Source organism: Halomonas sp. DN3 (assembly GCF_024137905.1).
Classification (GTDB): domain Bacteria; phylum Pseudomonadota; class Gammaproteobacteria; order Pseudomonadales; family Halomonadaceae; genus Halomonas; species Halomonas litopenaei.
In genome coordinates this window covers 1,725,742-1,739,876 of the sequence record NZ_CP099965.1, presented here as the reverse complement: position 1 = coordinate 1,739,876, position 14,135 = coordinate 1,725,742, and the positions used below count along the sequence as shown (strand labels likewise).

Genomic DNA, 14,135 nt, shown 5'->3' with positions numbered 1-14,135 from the left:
CTCAGATGTTCAGTTCTTGCGGCTGCTGGGCAGCGTGCGGATGTTCGGAACCGGCGTAGACCTTGAGCTTGGCGTGCATGGCACGGCCCAGCGGACCCTTCGGCAGCATGCCCTTGACGGCACCTTCGATGACACGCTCGGGAGCGTGGTCGATCAGCTGGCTGAAGGTCATGGAACGCAGGCCACCCGGGTAACCGGTGTGACGATGGTACATCTTGTCGCTGGCCTTGTTGCCGGTGACCTTAACCTTCTCGGCATTGATCACGACGATGTAGTCGCCGGTATCAACGTGAGGAGTGTATTCCGGCTTGTGCTTGCCACGCAGGCGGCGAGCAATTTCGGTAGCCAGACGACCGAGCGTCTTGTCCGCGGCATCGACGACATACCAGTCGCGCTGGACGGACTGCGGCTTAGCACTGAACGTCTTCATGGATGAAATCACCAATTCGATGTGTTGGATCCCTTTCGTCGTGTTCTGGACACCCGACAGGTGTTCAGCGAGACCACGCCGCGAAGAGATCATCCCTATTTTTCTTGGTTGCGCGGCACCCGGAAATCCGGACGATGCCGCCACAACGGTCGAGCGAGCGCGCATTCTACATGAGCGAAAGCGTGCCGTCACCCCCTCGGACACACGCAATCACCGTCGGTTCAAGGCTTGTGGGGCAGCGCCAGGTACTCCCGGGACTGCATCTCCTGAAGCCTGGACAGAGTGCGCTCGAACTCGAACTCCAGCTTGCCACCCTGGTACAGCGCCTCTGCCGGCGCTTCGGCGGACATCAACAGCTTGACGCCACGGTCGTAGAACTCGTCGACCATGTTGATGAAGCGCCTGGCCTGATCATCGGTGGCGGCGTCCATGCGCCGCACACAGGACACCAGGACCGTGTGGAACTCGCGAGCCAGCTCGATGTAGTCGTTCTGACTGCGCGGCCCGTCGCACAGCTCGAGAAAGTCGAACCAGACCACGTCCTCGTGCAGTCGACGCGCCTTGAGGATGCGATGGTTGATCTCCACCGGCACCTGCTCTTCCCCCGCCTGACCGGCGATCTCGCGAAAACTGCGCTCGAGCTCCTGATCCGCCGCCTCGTCCAGCGGCGAATGGAAGATCTCGGCGCGCTCCAGCGCCCGCAGTCGATAGTCGACGCCGGAATCGACGTTGACCACCTCACAGTGGCGCTTGAGCAGATCGATGGCCGGCAGAAAGCGAGAGCGCTGCAGGCCATCCTTGTACAGATCGTCCGGCACGATGTTGGAGGTGGCGACCAGCACCACACCGCGCTCGAACAACGCCTCGAGCAGATTGGCCAGAATCATGGCATCGGTGATGTCCTTGACGAAGAATTCGTCAAAACAGATCACCCTCGCCTCCTCGGCAAACTTGCCGGCGATCAGCCGGAGCGGGTTCTTCTCGCCCTTGCAGTGATCCAGCTCGTTGTGGACACGCTGCATGAAGCGATGGAAATGGGTGCGCATCTTCTGGGGAAACGGCAGCGCTTCGTAGAAGGTGTCGACCAGGTAGGTCTTGCCACGACCGACGCCGCCCCAGAAATAGAGCCCGGAGATGGCTGGCAGCGCCGGCTCCTGCTCTTCCTCCTTGCGCCCGAACAGGCCCTTCACCTTCGACGCCCAGCCGTCACGCGCCGCCGCCGGCGCCTTGGCCCTGGGCGCTGCCACCAGCTCGTCATACAGTCGCTGCAGATGCGCCACGGCATTGGCCTGGGCGGCATCCTCCGTGAAATCATCACGTTGGAGGTCGCGCCGGTAGCGTTCCAGCGGAGTTTCTGGCCGACCACTGCTCGACGGGGAAGAGCTCATGTAGCGTCCTGACTGTCAACAAGTTCGGAGCCGCATTATACGCAGACCACACAGGAATGGCAGGTCCCAGGCCGCGACCGGCAACAGCGCATCACGCCAGCACGACAAGGGAGGCCCCAGGCCATTGACCCTTTATGAGCCAACGCCTCTATAATGGGCCGTCGGCCAGGCCGGCGGCGGCCGCGGGTCGTCCGAAAGAGCTCAGGGAGAACTACGTGGAACCAAGCAACTTCAACATGATCCTGGCGGCGGCTTGCCTGGTGGCCGGAATTGGACTCGGCGCACTGGGCTACCACCTGCTCAACGGCGGCGCACGCAGTGCCCAAAGGCTGCGCCTCAAGCTGACCGAACGGGAACGCCAGCTGACCGAGTGGAAAGACGGTGTCGACGACCACCTGCAACAGATGGACGACCTGGCCCGGCAGGTCTGCGATGACGCCCTCACCCTGCAGCGCCAACTTCACGAGTCGGCGCGCCAGCTTGGCAGCAAGGCCATCGGCGGCGAGGTGACACCGCCCAGCGAACCCGGCGAGACCAGCGATGATATCGCCATTCCGCGGGACTACGCCGACGGCAACCGCGGCACCCTGTCAGAGGACTTCGGTCTGCGCCAGGCCAATGACGACCAGAACGCAGAACCGCGCCCGCCACGTTACTGACCACCCCGCCATGACAGAGCCCGCACACTGGTGCGGGCTCTGGCGTTGGCAGCGACACAAGCGGTCGATGGCGCTTGCTGCTCAGGCAGGGTTGTCGATGTCGACGAAGCGGTGCTCGACACCAAAGCGCTGCGCCAGCCATTCCCCCAACGCCTGGACGCCGTAGCGCTCGGTGGCGTGATGACCCGCCGCCAGATAGTGGATCCCCATCTCCCGCGCCAGGTGGGTGGTTCGCTCGGAGATCTCGCCGGAGACGAACACCTCGGCACCGGCCTCGGCCGCCGGGATGATCATGTCCTGGGCGCCGCCGGTACACCAGGCGACGCGACTCACCGCCTCGGTACCAGGCGCCTCGATCACCAACGGCTCGCGTGCCAGCGACGCTCCTACCTGGGCAGCCAGCTCGGCAACGCCCATTGGCCTTTCCAGCCGACCGTGCCACAGAAGCCCTTCGCCCATGGGCGCGTCCAGCGTTCCCTCCACCGTCCACCCCAGGCGCTGCGCCAGGGTCGCATTGTTGCCAAGCTCGGGATGGGCGTCCAATGGCAGGTGGTAGGCCAGCAGGTTGATGTCGTTGGCCAGCAAGGTCGCCAGCCGCCGGCGCTTCATGCCGGTAACCGCCACCGGCTCGTTCTTCCAGAAGTAGCCGTGGTGCACCAGCACCAGATCGGCCTGCCAGCGCACCGCCTCGTCAAGCAGCGCCTGACAGGCGGTGACGCCGGAGAGCACACGGGTGACCGTGCGTGCGCCCTCCACCTGCAGCCCGTTCTCGGTGTAGTCCTTGAAGCGCCGGGCCTCCAGCAGCTGCTCGCAGGCCGATACCAGTTCGTCGCGGTCTATCATGAGATCTCCTGAAATAGCTCCAAACAAGCATCAGGTTGGCGATGCTACAATGGCGCACATTGTACGCACCGCCCCGCCGGCCCGCGACCGCCTCACTGCCAAGCGCCAAGGATCATCGCCGCATGCGACGCACCCTCTCGACCTATATCTGGCCGGTCCTCATCGGCATTCTGCTCGCCATCGTGCTGATCAATGCCTTCCCCGAACGGCTCGGCAGACTACCGTCACCGAGCGGTGACAGCCTGACGGTAGTTCCCGCCACGCCACCAGCGACACCCACCGAGCAGCAGGCACCGCAACGCCCTGCCCCGGAGGTCAAGGAAGCTGCGCCGCTGGACCGCCGTGGCGGCCCCGTGAGCTACGCCGAGGCGGTGGAGAAGGCCGCGCCCGCGGTGGTCAACGTCTACTCCTCGCGGGTCGTGGAACGGGAAACCCACCCGCTGATGTCAGACCCCTTCTTCCGCCAGTTCTTCGGCAACAATGACGTGCCGTCGCGCCAACGCATGCTTTCGAGCCTTGGCTCCGGCGTCATCGTCAGCGAGGACGGCTACGTGCTGACCAACCACCACGTCATCAGCGGCGCTGACCAGGTCCAGGTGGCGCTGCGCGACGGCCGCGAGACCCTGGCCCGGGTCATCGGCACCGATCCCGAAAGCGACCTGGCGGTACTCAAGATCGATCTCGGCGACCTGCCGGTGATCGAGCTGACCGACTCGCGCAAGGTCGCGGTGGGCGACGTTTCGCTGGCCATCGGCAACCCCTTCGGGGTCGGCCAGACGGTGACCATGGGCATCATCAGCGCCACCGGTCGCAGCCATCTGGGACTCAACGCCTATGAGGACTTCATCCAGACCGATGCGGCGATCAACCCGGGCAACTCCGGCGGCGCCCTGATCAACCCCGACGGCGCCCTGGTCGGCATCAACACCGCCATCTTCTCCCGCTCGGGGGGCTCCCAGGGTATCGGTTTCGCGATCCCGGCCAACCTGGCCCGCAGCATCCTCGACGAGCTGGTCACCCACGGCCGGGTCATCCGCGGCTGGCTCGGCATCGAGGCCCAGGAGCTGAACCAGGAACTGGCCGCTTCCTTCGGCCTGCAGGCGCCAGCCGGGGTAATCATCGCCGGCGTGGTGTCCCAGGGACCTGCCGACCGGGCGGGACTGAAACCCGGAGACGTGCTGCTGGAGGTCGACGGTCGCGCGGTGATCGATCCGCGTCGCACCATGAGTGACATCGCTGCGGTGGCTCCCGGCACCACCCTGACCGTCAGCGTCGCCCGCGACGGCAAGCCGATCGAGGTGGAACTGGAAGTCGGCGAGCGCCCCACGCCCCAATCCCAGTCGCAGCAGACCGGCAGCAGCCAGTCAGCCCCCTGAGACGCACTCCGAGGTGGGTAACGCAGAAGCAGTGTCCAGGCGTGCCCCACCGTCCAGACATGAAAAGGCCCGGAATTGCTCCGGGCCTTTTCATGTCTGGATGCCTGTCTGGGGCCGGGGGCGCTCGGTCACAACGACCTCCGGCCCTGCGTCGCTTCAATCCTTGATGCGGTACTCCGCCGAACGCGCGTGGGCGGTCAGCGATTCACCACGAGCCAGCACCGAGGCGGTCTTGCCCAGGGTAGACGCCCCCTGTGGCGAGCAGTGAATGATCGAAGAGCGCTTCTGGAAGTCATAGACGCCAAGCGGTGACGAGAAGCGCGCCGTACCCGAGGTCGGCAGCACGTGGTTGGGACCAGCGCAGTAGTCGCCCAGCGCCTCTGCGGTATGCCGTCCCATGAAGATGGCTCCGGCGTGGCGTACCTGCTCCGCCAGTCGCTCCGGGTGCTCCACCGACAACTCCAGGTGCTCCGGCGCGATGCGATTGATCAACTCCAGCGCCTCGCCCTCGTCACGACAGGCGATCAGCGCACCGCGCGTACGCAGCGAGGCCCCGGCGATGGCTTCGCGCTCGAGCGTCGGCAGCAGCCGTTCCATGGACGCTTCCACCGCCGCCAGATGCTCCACGTCCCAGCTGACCAGGATCGCCTGGGCGTCTTCGTCATGCTCTGCCTGGGAGAACAGGTCCATGGCCAGCCAGTCAGGATCGGTCTGGCCGTCGGACACTACCAGGATCTCGGAGGGCCCGGCGATCATGTCGATCCCCACCTGACCAAAGACCGCGCGCTTGGCGGTGGCCACATAAATGTTGCCCGGCCCGACGATCTTGTCGACCCTGGGCACGCTTTCGGTGCCATAGGCCAGCGCCGCCACGGCCTGGGCACCGCCCAGGGTAAACACCTTGTCCACCCCGGCCAGATGCGCCGCCGCCAGCACCAGATCGTTGACCACGCCGTCGGGCGTGGGCACCACCATGATGATCTCCCGCACTCCCGCCACGTGGGCCGGCACAGCGTTCATCAGCACCGATGAGGGATAGGCGGCCTTGCCGCCGGGCACATAGATACCGGCGCGATCCAGCGGCGTCACCTTCTGCCCCAGCACGGTGCCGTCATCTTCGGTGTACTGCCAGGAAGTGGGCTTCTGGCGTTCGTGGTAGACGCGGATACGCTCGGCGGCGGTGGCCAGCGCCTGACGCTGGTCGTCGGGCAGAGCGGCGTAGGCGGCCTCGAGACGATCGGCCCCCAGGGTCAGATCCGCCATGCTCGAGGCCTCGAGGCGATCGAGGCGACAGGTCAGCGCCACCAGGGCGGCGTCGCCCTCCCGACGCACCTGGCTGATGATCTCGGAGACCGCCTGCTGGACACCATGGTCCGACACGCCTTCCCACGCCAGCAGGTCGGTGAGACGGGACTCGAAATCCGCGTCCCGGGTCGAGAGTCGGGCCACCAGGGGCGTGTCTTGGCTCATGTCGGAAATCTCCGCTTCTGTCTTGGCCATACGTTGAGAACCCTCGGGTTCCGTTGGCTGGTGCGCTCAGCTTGCCGCCTGCCGCCGCGCCTCGACGGCGTCGCTCAAGCGGCGCAGCAGCGGCTTGATCTGATCATGCTTGATGGTCATCGAGGCCTGATTGACCACCAACCGGGTGCTGATATGGGCCATCAGTTCCCGTGGCTCCATACCGTTGGCACGCAGCGTATTGCCGGTATCGACGATATCGACGATCTCGTCGGCCAGGTTCATCAGCGGCGCCAGCTCCATCGCACCGTACAGCTTGATGACCTCGGCCTGGATGCCCTGCTCGGCGTAATAGCGCCGCGCCACATTGACGAACTTGGTCGCCACCCGACGCCGGGCACGGGCGGGCTCGGCACCCTGAATACCAGCCGTCATCAGCTTGCAACGCGCGATATTGAGGTCCAGCGGCTCATAGAGTCCCTCGGCACCGTGCTCCAGCAGCACATCCTTGCCGGCGACCCCCAGGTCCGCCGCCCCCAGCTGCACATAGGTCGGCACATCGGTGGCACGAATCACCACCAGCTTGACGTCTGGCAGATTGGTGTCGAACAACAGCTTGCGACTCTTGCCCAGGTCCTCGGCGGGCCGGATGCCGGCATCCGCCAGCAGTGGCAGCGTCTCGTCGAGAATGCGCCCCTTGGAGAGCGCCACTATCAATTGCTTGCTCATGGTCTCGCCCGGTTGTCGGGTTGGAAGTCAATGTGGCGTGTTTCCCCGCGCCGGCCCGGGCAGTCCGAGCCGGCTGGGCGGAGAAAGCTCAGCCCGGGACGCGCTTGATCCGAGCACCCAGCAGGTGCAGCTTTTCCTCGATGCATTCGTAACCGCGATCGATGTGGTAGATACGGTCGACCAGGGTCTCGCCCTTGGCCATCATCGCCGCGATCACCAGTGAGGCCGAAGCGCGCAGATCGGTGGCCATCACCGGTGCGCCGGACAGATGCTCGACGCCTTCGATGACGGCAGTGTTGCCTTCCAGGGCGATGTTGGCGCCCATGCGGTTCAACTCCTGCACGTGCATGAAACGATTCTCGAAAATCGTCTCGACCACTCGCGAGGAGCCCTCGGCCACCGCATTCATGGCCACGAACTGGGCCTGCATGTCGGTGGGAAAGGCCGGATACGGAGCGGTCCTGATATTGACCGCCTTGGGCCTGCGCCCTTCCATGTCCAGCTCGATCCAGTCCTCACCGGTGGTAATCCTGGCCCCCGCCTCCTCGAGCTTGGCCAGCACCGCCTCGAGAATGTCGGCACGGGTACGACGCACCCGAACGCGGCCACGGCTGAGCGCCGCTGCCACCAGGAAGGTGCCGGTCTCGATACGGTCCGGCATGACGTCGTGGCGAGCCCCGTGGAGCCGCTCCACCCCTTCGATGGTGATGGTGTCGGTACCGTGACCACGGATATCGGCACCCATCTTGATCAGGCACTCGGCCAGATCCACGATTTCGGGTTCCTTGGCGGCGTTCTCGAGCACCGTGGTGCCGTCGGCCAGGGTCGCGGCCATCAGCAGGTTCTCGGTACCGGTCACGGTCACGGTATCGAAGAAGATGGTCGCCCCCTTGAGGCGGCCCGGCGTGGTAGCACGGATGTAGCCACCCTCGACCCGGATATCGGCACCCATGGCCTCGAGGCCACGAATATGCAGGTCCACCGGACGCGAGCCGATGGCGCACCCGCCCGGCAGCGACACGTCGGCCTTGCCGAAGTGGGCGAGCAGCGGCCCCAACACCAGGATCGAGGCGCGCATCTTCTTGACCAGCTCATAGGGCGCGTGGCAATCGCTGACCTGGGCTCCGTTGAGCTGAATGCACATCTTTTCGCCCATCACCGCCTGCACGCCCATGTGGCCGAGCAGTTCCAGGGTGGTGGTGATGTCCTGCAGATGGGGAAGATTGCCGATGGTGACCGGCTCTTCGGACAGCAGGGTGGCGCACAGGATGGGCAGCGCTGCATTCTTGGCGCCACTGGCCCAGACGTCGCCCTCGGCGGGTCCGTTGCCGGTAATGATCAATTTGTCCATGAAGGCGGTACCATCAGGCTCCGGTGTTTTCGGCGGCAGCCTGCCACTGTGCGGGGGTATAGGTCTTGATGCTGACCGCATGAAGGGCGCCGGAGGCGATTTCCTCGGACAGCGCACCATAGATGACCTGCTGACGCTTGACCGGTGACAGCTCGGCGAAGCGTTCGCCCACCGCAATCACCTGAAAGTTGCAGCCTTCACCCTGGATATGAAATTCACAGCCGTCGACACGGCTCTCGAGCAGCGCTTTGACGTCGCTGGGTTGCATGCACCTGCTCCTTGACCAGACCAATGACGGGAGACGCCCACGGCCTCGCCGTGACGTCCCGAAAAAACTCAAAGGGCATATGGTAAAGAAAAGCGGCGCGCTTGGCGATGACGCAGCGAGGTTTCCACCTATACATCCGTCACAAAAAAGACACCCCCGGCCACCTTGCGGTGGTCGGGGGTGCCGGAAGGGCTAGCGGCGAGGGCGAGCAGCCCGGATCAAGGCGCTGGATTCAGACGTCGAACCAGGCGCATGACGGACACCAGCAGCCAGACAACCGCCGCTAGGCGGTAACGGTGCTGGAAGGCAACAGATCATCCAGACCGGCCAGCTCGGTCAACTGCCTGAGCTGCGCCGACAGCTTGATGCTGTTGAGCGACAGCCCGATCCGGCGAATGGTACGCGCCCACTCGAGCATCATGGTCAGCGCCGCGCTGGAGACATGCTCCACCTCGCTCAGGTCGAGGCACACCGAGGTGCCCGATGCCCGACTCTGGAGCCACTCACGACCTGCCTCGGCCATGTCCGCGGCCCCGTCGAAGTCGACCTTGCCACACACCCGGAGTGTACTTCCGTCCTCGAGCAGGCGGGCCGACGCCACTTCCATCAACACGCTCACGCACCGCGCTCCAGTTCGTCGACGCCGACATCCGGCGACCAGTTGTTGATCACGGCGTCGTAGTCACGGTTGTGGTCACGCATGGCCTGATCGAACTGGTTGCGGAAGGTCAGACCGAGATTGATGCCGTTAACGATGACATTGACCACCCGCCACTGGCCGTTGGACTTGCGCAGGGTGTAGTTGACCGGGTAGATGGTGCCATCGGTGGCCACCACTTCCATCTCGACGCTGTCCTGATCGTCATAGCGTGAGGCGGACTGGTTATCGAGCACGCGAACTTCCTTGTACTCGAAGGTCACCAGGCCCTTGGCATAGGTGTCGAGCAGGGTCTGCTTGAACACCTCGACGAAGCGCGAACGCTGCTCCGGCGTGGCATTGTTGAAGTAGCGGCCCATCACACTGGCGCCGATGTAGCGAAAGTCGGCGACCCCACGCAGACTCTCGTCAACCATCTGCTTGAGCTCGTCGGGACGGTCCATGAAGTAGGCCTCTCGGCCGCCGATCATCCCCATCAGATCATTGACGCTGTCGCGAATCAGCTGTTCGGGGGATTGCTGGGCCATGGCCGGCAGACTGGCCAGCACCATCATCAGCGCCATCAACCAGCGGCGCAGGTGAACCATTGCGGGCAAAGAACGGGTCATGGGTTGCCTCCTTGTATCTCCGGAAACTGCCGGATCAGTCTTTCGTCAGATTGGACACGAACTGCTGGATCAGTTCCTCGAGCACCAGCGCGGACTGGGTATCACGAATCGCCTCACCCTCGGCGATCATCTCCGGTGATCCCCCGACCGACAGCCCGATGTACTGCTCACCAAGCAGGCCCGAGGTAAGGATCGCCGCGGTGCTGTCGTCCGGCAGCTTGCCGGCCAGGGAGCTGTCCAGCGACATCACTACCACGGCATCGTAGAACTCGGTATCTAGCTCGATGCTCTCTACCCGTCCCACGGTCACCCCGGCCATCGTCACTCGTGCCCGCGGCTTGAGCCCACCGATATTCGCGAAGTTGGCCCGGAGCTCGTAGGTGTCGTCGGCACGTTGCAGGTCCAGGCCGCTGACCTTGAGCCCCAGGAATACCAGCCCCAGGATACCGGCCAGCATGAACAGGCCCACACCAAACTCCATCGTCTTGCTGCGCTTCATGGACAGTCTCCGCAGAATCAGGAAAGCCCGCCGAACATCACGGCGGTAAGAACGAAATCCAAGCCCAGCACGGCCAGGGAGGAATACACCACGGTACGGGTGGTGGCCCGCGAAATACCTTCCGAGGTCGGCACCAGATCATACCCCTGGAACACGGCAATCCAGGTGACCACTATGGCGAACACGATGCTCTTGACCACGCCGTTGCCGATATCGGTAAAGAAGCCGACGCTGGCCTGCATGTTGCCCCAGTACGAGCCTTCGAACACCCCGAGCCACTCGACCCCGACCAGGTAGCCGCCGTACACGCCGACCACGCTGAAGCCGATGGTCAACAGCGGCAGCGAGACGAACCCCGCCCACAGGCGTGGCGCCACGATACGACGCAGCGGATCGACGCCGATCATCTCCATGCTGGTCAGCTGCTCGGTGGCCTTCATCAGGCCAATCTCGGCGGTCAATGCCGAGCCCGCGCGCCCGGCGAACAACAGCGCCGCCACCACCGGCGCCAGTTCACGCAACAGGGCCAACGACACCATCTGGCCGAGCGCGTCCTCGGCACCGAACCCGACCAGGATGGTGTAACCCTGAAGCGCCAGCACCATGCCGATGAACAGCCCCGACACCAGCACGATGGCCAACGACAGCACACCGACCGCATAGACCTGGGCCACCCACAGGCTGAACCCTTCTGCCGAGGGGCGCCCCAGCATGGACTGGCCGAGAAAGATGCTGGCCCGGCCGACGGCCTCCAGCAGGTCGCAGCCGCGCCGTCCCATATGGGTGATTCGTTCGATCATGGACGGCTCCCCTGGCCCAGAATGTCATCGTGAAAATCGTTGGCCGGGTAGTGAAACGGCACAGGGCCATCCGGCTCACCATGCACGAACTGACTGACTCGGGCGTCCTGTTCCACGTCCAGCGACGCCGGCGTGCCGTGGGCCATGACCCGCCCGTCGGCGACCACGTAGACGTAGTCGGCGATGGACAGGGTCTCCTTGATATCATGGGAGACCACCACCGCCGTCAAGCCCAGCGCCTGATTCAGCCGTCGAATCAACTGGACCAGCACACCCATGGAGATCGGATCCTGGCCGACGAAGGGCTCATCGTAGAGAATCAATTCAGGATCCAGCGCCACCGCCCGCGCCAGCGCCACACGCCGTGTCATGCCGCCGGACAGCTCTGCTGGCATCAAGTCTCTGGCCCCACGCAGCCCCACCGCCTCGAGCTTCATCAGCACCACGTCACGCACCATGCTTTCCGGCAGATCGGTGTGGACCCGCAGCGGAAAGGCCACGTTCTCGTAGACACTGAGATCGGAAAACAGCGCGCCACTCTGGAACAGCATGCCCATGCGCCGACGCATCTGGAACAGATCCTTGCGCGACAGGCGATGGACGTCCTGACCATCGATCAGGACGCGCCCGCCACTGGGGTTGAGCTGCCCCCCGATCAGTTTCAGCAGGGTGGTCTTCCCGGTGCCACTTGGCCCCATGATGGCCGTGATCTTGCCGCGGGGTATGGAGAGATCCACGCCGCGAAAGATATCCCTGTCGCCGCGCGTGAAATGCAGATTCTCCACCTCCACCAAGGAGGAAGCCGTCATCGCAGTCCCTATAGAGTCAGTATCACCGTGAACCGGCGGTTCAGACCGGACGCCCGCCCCGAATCCTCGGATTCGACGCCTGGCCAGACCTGAGCCCGAACCTTGAGAATAGAGCGCCTTGAGCCGCGCTCGGTTTTCGAACATCGTATCTTAACTCAAATGCAGCATGCCAGTGCCCCGGTTGCGCGCTTGCGCGCAGGTTTATCTAAGGGTTCAATGGGCGCCCTTTCTGCAACCAAGTCGTTCTCCATGCTGTTACCGTCTGTCGTCGTCGCCCTGGGCCTGGTGGGCCTGCTCTGGAGCGCGGATCGCTTTGTCGGCGCCGCCGCCGCCACCGCCTACCGCGCCGGCATGAGCATCATGCTGGTCGGCATGACCATCGTCTCCATCGGCACCTCTGCCCCGGAAATCGTGGTCTCGGTGATGGCCTCGCTGGATGGCGCCCCCGACCTGGCCACCGGCAATGCGCTGGGCTCCAATATCGCCAACATCGCGCTGGTACTGGGCGTGACTGCACTGGTGGTGCCGATCCCGGTGCGCTTCACCATCGTGCGCCGCGAGCTGCCACTGCTGTTGGGCGCCACCGGCCTCGCCGGCTACGCCCTGGCCGATGGCAGCCTCGATCGCCTCGACGCGGCCCTGCTGATCGCGCTGCTGGTATTCAGTCTGTGGTGGCTGTTTCGCGCCGACGAGGCCGAACAGGAGATGGCCGACGACATTCCCGGCATGGCACTGGGCAAGGCCATCGGCTGGCTGGTGCTGACCCTGGCGGTGATGATCGTAAGCTCCCGCGCCCTGGTCTGGGGCGCCACTGAGCTGGCACGCACCTTTGGCGTAAGCGAGCTGGTGATCGGTCTGACCGTCGTCGCCATCGGCACCAGCCTGCCGGAACTCGCCGCCTGCGTGGCCAGCGCGCTGAAGCGCCACCACGATCTGGCCATCGGCAACGTCATCGGCTCCAACCTGTTCAATATGCTGGCGGTACTGCCGGTACCGGCACTGCTGGCGCCGGGAGCCACCGATCCCGCAGCCGCCGGCCGCGACTTTCCGGTAATGCTTGGCCTGACGCTGCTGCTGGCGGCGCTGCTGCTGTGGCAACGCCGAGGGCGCCTGGGGCGCTGGATCGGCGCGCTGCTGGCCTGCACCTATGCGCTTTATCTGACCTGGCTCGCCCTTTCGGTCGCGGCAGGCCCCTTGTGACAACGGCAGTAAACGGCAACAATCATGGCCATGAGCAAACACCCCTCCTCGGCGCAGACGCCGACCCTGAGCGTCCGCGATATCGCACGACGCACCCTGGAGCTGGAACGTGACGCCATCGACGCCCTGATCGGGCGTCTCGACGGCGACTTCGACCGTGCCTGCCAACTGCTGCTGGCCTGCCGCGGCCGGGTGGTCGTCACCGGCATGGGCAAGTCGGGACATGTCGGCGGCAAGATCGCCGCCACCCTGGCCAGCACCGGCACGCCGGCCTTCTTTGTCCATCCCGGCGAAGCCAGTCATGGTGACCTGGGCATGATCACGCCCGGCGACGTCGTCCTGGCACTGTCCAACTCCGGCGAAACCGCCGAGGTCACTGCCCTGCTGCCGCTGCTCAAGCGCATGGGCATTCCACTGATCAGCATGACCGGCCGAGCACAGTCGACCCTGGCCCGCCACGCCGAAGCCCATCTATACGCAGGGGTCGAGCGCGAGGCCTGCCCACTGGACCTGGCCCCGACCTCTTCGACCACCGCAGCGCTGGCGCTGGGCGACGCCCTGGCGGTGGCGCTGCTCGAGACCCGCGGCTTCACCGCCGAGGATTTCGCCCTGTCCCACCCGGGCGGCAGCCTGGGCAAGCGACTGCTGTTGACCGTGGCCGACCTGATGCATACCGGCGACCGGCTGCCCTCGGTACCGTCGGGCTCGCCGCTGCGCGACGCCCTGCTCGAGATCACCCGTCAGGGACTCGGCTTTACCTGCGTGGTGTCCCCCGACGGCACCCTGGCCGGGGTCTATACCGACGGCGACCTGCGCCGTACCCTGGATCGCCATCAGGACTTCAGCTCGCTTACCGTGGATGACGTGATGACCACCCCCGGGCGACGCATCGGCCCCGCCACCCTGGCGGCGGAAGCGGTCAAGCTGATGGAGGAAGGCCGGATCACCGCCCTGGCGGTGGTCGATGACGAGCAGCGCCCAGTCGGTGCACTGCATATGCACGACCTGCTGGCCGCCGGTGTCATCTGAGCCTCATTTATCCCTTTACAAGGAACGCCG

16 protein-coding genes are annotated in these 14,135 nt (G+C 64.9%); 4 read left to right on the top strand and 12 right to left on the bottom strand.

Features of this window, described 5'->3' with window-relative positions:
* Position 1: 1 nt before the first annotated feature.
* Together rplM and zapE are read right to left on the bottom strand one after the other, a co-directional pair.
* The gene (gene rplM, locus NKF27_RS07725) at positions 2 to 430 is read right to left on the bottom strand and encodes a 50S ribosomal protein L13 (protein ID WP_045993422.1); all 429 of its coding nucleotides are present in this window, start codon (positions 428 to 430) and stop codon (positions 2 to 4) included.
* Positions 431 to 651: 221 nt separating this feature from the next.
* Positions 652 to 1,818 (bottom strand): cell division protein ZapE, encoded by a 1,167-nt coding sequence (gene zapE, locus NKF27_RS07720; RefSeq protein ID WP_253555961.1) that lies wholly within the window; start codon positions 1,816 to 1,818, stop codon positions 652 to 654.
* Between the two features lie 215 nt (positions 1,819 to 2,033).
* Between zapE and NKF27_RS07715 the strand changes: the two genes are divergently transcribed.
* Positions 2,034 to 2,477, top strand: coding sequence for a YhcB family protein (locus tag NKF27_RS07715; RefSeq protein WP_052704392.1), 444 nt, complete (start codon positions 2,034 to 2,036; stop codon positions 2,475 to 2,477).
* A gap of 81 nt (positions 2,478 to 2,558) precedes the next feature.
* Here the strand turns inward: NKF27_RS07715 and NKF27_RS07710 are convergent, their stop codons facing one another.
* Positions 2,559 to 3,320 carry a Nif3-like dinuclear metal center hexameric protein gene (locus NKF27_RS07710; protein WP_253555960.1) on the bottom strand — a complete coding sequence of 254 codons (762 nt, stop codon included), beginning with the start codon at positions 3,318 to 3,320 and terminating at the stop codon, positions 2,559 to 2,561.
* 122 nt (positions 3,321 to 3,442) lie between these two features.
* On the opposite strand from NKF27_RS07710, the gene NKF27_RS07705 reads away from it, so the two are divergent.
* Entirely contained in the window at positions 3,443 to 4,696 is a 1,254-nt protein-coding gene (locus tag NKF27_RS07705) for a Do family serine endopeptidase (protein ID WP_222516955.1), read from the top strand.
* A gap of 156 nt (positions 4,697 to 4,852) precedes the next feature.
* Here the strand turns inward: NKF27_RS07705 and hisD are convergent, their stop codons facing one another.
* The 9 genes from hisD to NKF27_RS07660 form a co-directional block, all read right to left on the bottom strand.
* Positions 4,853 to 6,166, bottom strand: a complete 1,314-nt coding sequence (gene hisD / locus NKF27_RS07700; RefSeq protein ID WP_108132803.1) for a histidinol dehydrogenase — start codon at positions 6,164 to 6,166, stop codon at positions 4,853 to 4,855.
* 66 nt (positions 6,167 to 6,232) lie between these two features.
* Positions 6,233 to 6,883: an ATP phosphoribosyltransferase gene (gene hisG, locus NKF27_RS07695; RefSeq protein ID WP_045993265.1), complete on the bottom strand. Its 651-nt coding sequence runs from the start codon at positions 6,881 to 6,883 to the stop codon at positions 6,233 to 6,235.
* 88 nt (positions 6,884 to 6,971) lie between these two features.
* Positions 6,972 to 8,234 (bottom strand): UDP-N-acetylglucosamine 1-carboxyvinyltransferase, encoded by a 1,263-nt coding sequence (gene murA / locus NKF27_RS07690; RefSeq protein ID WP_108132653.1) that lies wholly within the window; start codon positions 8,232 to 8,234, stop codon positions 6,972 to 6,974.
* 13 nt (positions 8,235 to 8,247) lie between these two features.
* Positions 8,248 to 8,502 (bottom strand): BolA family protein, encoded by a 255-nt coding sequence (locus NKF27_RS07685; RefSeq protein WP_045993263.1) that lies wholly within the window; start codon positions 8,500 to 8,502, stop codon positions 8,248 to 8,250.
* A 283-nt stretch (positions 8,503 to 8,785) separates the two neighbouring features.
* Positions 8,786 to 9,121 (bottom strand): lipid asymmetry maintenance protein MlaB, encoded by a 336-nt coding sequence (locus NKF27_RS07680; RefSeq protein ID WP_045993262.1) that lies wholly within the window; start codon positions 9,119 to 9,121, stop codon positions 8,786 to 8,788.
* Complete coding sequence (locus tag NKF27_RS07675) at positions 9,118 to 9,768, bottom strand: phospholipid-binding protein MlaC (RefSeq protein ID WP_045993261.1); 651 nt, start codon at positions 9,766 to 9,768, stop codon at positions 9,118 to 9,120. The genes NKF27_RS07680 and NKF27_RS07675 overlap by 4 nt, the downstream gene beginning before the upstream one ends.
* Before the next feature lie 34 nt (positions 9,769 to 9,802).
* Positions 9,803 to 10,267, bottom strand: coding sequence for an outer membrane lipid asymmetry maintenance protein MlaD (gene mlaD / locus NKF27_RS07670; protein WP_045993260.1), 465 nt, complete (start codon positions 10,265 to 10,267; stop codon positions 9,803 to 9,805).
* 17 nt (positions 10,268 to 10,284) lie between these two features.
* A complete protein-coding gene (mlaE, locus tag NKF27_RS07665) occupies positions 10,285 to 11,067 on the bottom strand; it encodes a lipid asymmetry maintenance ABC transporter permease subunit MlaE (protein ID WP_045993259.1) in 783 nt (260 codons plus the stop codon).
* Positions 11,064 to 11,876 carry an ATP-binding cassette domain-containing protein gene (locus NKF27_RS07660; protein WP_045993258.1) on the bottom strand — a complete coding sequence of 271 codons (813 nt, stop codon included), beginning with the start codon at positions 11,874 to 11,876 and terminating at the stop codon, positions 11,064 to 11,066. The genes mlaE and NKF27_RS07660 overlap by 4 nt, the downstream gene beginning before the upstream one ends.
* Positions 11,877 to 12,125: 249 nt before the next feature.
* Between NKF27_RS07660 and NKF27_RS07655 the strand changes: the two genes are divergently transcribed.
* On the top strand, positions 12,126 to 13,076 hold the full coding sequence (locus NKF27_RS07655) for a calcium/sodium antiporter (RefSeq protein WP_253555959.1): 951 nt from the start codon (positions 12,126 to 12,128) through the stop codon (positions 13,074 to 13,076).
* Between the two features lie 30 nt (positions 13,077 to 13,106).
* Positions 13,107 to 14,105, top strand: a complete 999-nt coding sequence (locus NKF27_RS07650; protein ID WP_108447960.1) for a KpsF/GutQ family sugar-phosphate isomerase — start codon at positions 13,107 to 13,109, stop codon at positions 14,103 to 14,105.
* Positions 14,106 to 14,135: the final 30 nt, after the last annotated feature.